The 2,273-nt window shown below is 68.9% G+C and carries 2 protein-coding genes; both read left to right on the top strand.

What is annotated here, in order from left to right:
• Nucleotides 1–391: helix-hairpin-helix domain-containing protein (locus HR086_RS46260; protein WP_306663488.1), on the top strand; the 391-nt coding region annotated here is incomplete at its 5' end.
• Between the two features lie 168 nt (nt 392–559).
• Nucleotides 560–2,272 carry a dipeptidase gene (locus tag HR086_RS46255; RefSeq protein ID WP_174468847.1) on the top strand — a complete coding sequence of 571 codons (1,713 nt, stop codon included), beginning with the start codon at nt 560–562 and terminating at the stop codon, nt 2,270–2,272.
• The last annotated feature ends 1 nt before the right edge of the window (nt 2,273 follow it).

Genomic DNA, 2,273 nt, shown 5'->3' with positions numbered 1-2,273 from the left:
AGGTGGGGCTGGACGCGGCGCCGGTGGGGGGCCACTCGTGAGAGCCGCGTGGGGACTGCTGGCGCTGGTGCTCCTGGTGGGGAAGCCCGGCGTGGCGGACGCGGCGCGGCTGCGCACCCAGTACTCGGGCGTGGTGAACCTCAACGAAGCGACGGCCGCGGAACTCGACTTGCTGCCGGGGGTCGGTGACTCGGCGGCGCAGCGCATCATCCAGCACCGGGGCAAGCGCCCCTTCCAGCGCGTGGAGGAGCTGGTGCGGGTGAAGGGCTTCGGGCGCAAGAAGTTCCTCAAGCTCAAGCCGCACCTGACGCTGAGCGGGCCCACCACCTTGAAGGTCGAGCAGGTGCCTCCGCCTCCCGAAGGAAAGGAGGTGGTCGCCACGAACAACTGACACGACGCATCCATTCACTGGGGAGTGGGGTCGCCGCCCGGGTCTACCTCGTGGCCCGGGCGGTGGCCCTGTCGAGGAACGCGAGTCCGGCTTCGCGCCGGGGGAGCGGCCAGGCGCGGTGCACGTGAGGTTTGTATCTGGAACCCGGCTGGTAGAGCATCCGCCGCCATGAACCGACGACTGCCCCGACTGCTCACCGCGCTGCCCGTCTCGGCCGCGCTGGTTGCTCCGCCCGTGCTCGCGTGTACCAGCATGCTGGTCAACAAGGGTGCCACGGCGGACGGCGCCACCCTGATGACCTACGCCGCGGACGCGCACGAGCTGTACGGCGAGCTGTACTACACGCCCGCGCGCCGCCACGCCGCGGGCGCCATGCGCGACATCATCGAGTGGGACACAGGCAAGCACCTGGGGCGCATCCCCGAAGCGCCGGTGACGTACTCCGTCGTCGGCAACATGAACGAGCACCAGCTGTCCATCGGCGAGTCCACCTTCTCTGGCCGCAAGGAGCTGGAGGGGCCGGCGGGCATCGTCGACTACGGCTCGCTCATCTACATCGCGCTGGAGCGCTCCAAGACGGCCCGCGAGGCCATCACGGTGATGACGAAGCTGGTGGCCGAGCATGGCTACGCGTCCACCGGTGAGTCCTTCTCCATCGCCGACCCAAAGGAGGCGTGGCTGCTGGAGCTGATTGGCAAGGGCGCCGGTCAGAAGGGCGCGGTGTGGGTGGCCCGTCGGCTGCCGGAAGGGCACATCACCGCGCACGCCAACCAGGCGCGCATCGAGCAGTTCCCGATGAACGACCCGGACAACGTGCTGTTCTCGCCGGACGTCGTCTCCTTCGCGCGCGAGAAGGGCTGGTTCAAGGGCGCGGACAAGGACTTCAGCTTCGCGCAGACGTACAACCCGCTCGACTTCGGCGGGCAGCGCTTCTCCGAGGCGCGGGTGTGGAGCATCTTCCGGCGCGCGGCGCCGTCGAAGAACTACGGTCCGGAGTACGCGGATGGCTCCGCGCCGGCCAAGCGGCTGCCCCTGTGGGTCAAGCCGGACAAGAAGCTGTCCGTACAGGACGTGATGTCGCTGATGCGGGACCACTTCGACAACACGCCGCTCGACATGTCCAAGGACGTGGGCGCGGGCCCCTACGCGGCGCCCTACCGCTGGCGGCCGATGACGTGGGAGGTGGACGGTAAGAAGTACGTCCACGAGCGCGCCATCTCCACGCAGCAGACGGGCTTCTCCTTCGTCGCGCAGATGCGCGCCTCCATGCCGGCGCCCATCGGCGGGGTGCTCTGGTTCGGCGTGGATGACACGTCCATGACGGTCTACACGCCGATGTACGCGGGCATCCGGCAGGTGCCGAGGAACTTCTCCCAGGGCGTGGCCAGCCGTGGGGCGTTCTCCTGGGACTCGTCCTTCTGGGTCTTCAACTGGGTGTCCAACCAGGCGTATGCGCGCTGGAGCGACATCTCCGTGGACGTGCACAAGGAGCAGGGCGCGCTGGAGGGACAGTTCCTCGCGGACCAGGCCGACATCGAGAAGACGGCGCTGGAGCACTACAAGCGCAGCCCGGAAGAGGCGCGGCAGTACCTCACCACCTACTCGGTGCAGCAGGGGGAGAAGGTCCACGCGCGCTGGAAGAAGCTCGGGGAGACGCTGCTGGTGAAGTACATCGACGGCAACGTCCGCGACGAGCAGGGCAAGGTGAACCACCCCAAGTACCCGGACAGCTGGTACCGGCGCATCGCCCAGGAGCGCGGAAAGAGCGTGGAGATGCCTCCCGAGCCCGAGGAGCCCAAGCCCGTCGCGGCTCCGGCCCCCGCCCCCGCACAGAAGGCGCTGGCGCCCGCATCGAAGCCCACGGTGGCGCCCGCCCCGTAGG

The organism is Myxococcus sp. CA039A, assembly GCF_013336645.1.
Taxonomy (GTDB): Bacteria; Myxococcota; Myxococcia; order Myxococcales; family Myxococcaceae; genus Myxococcus; species Myxococcus llanfairpwllgwyngyllgogerychwyrndrobwllllantysiliogogogochensis.
This window is presented reverse-complemented; position numbering and strand designations above follow the sequence as displayed.

Bases quoted from the DNA above. Each gene is read 5' to 3' on its own strand.
- HR086_RS46255 (WP_174468847.1), top strand. From the start codon at position 560: ATGAACCGACGACTGCCCCGACTGCTCACCGCGCTGCCCGTCTCGGCC.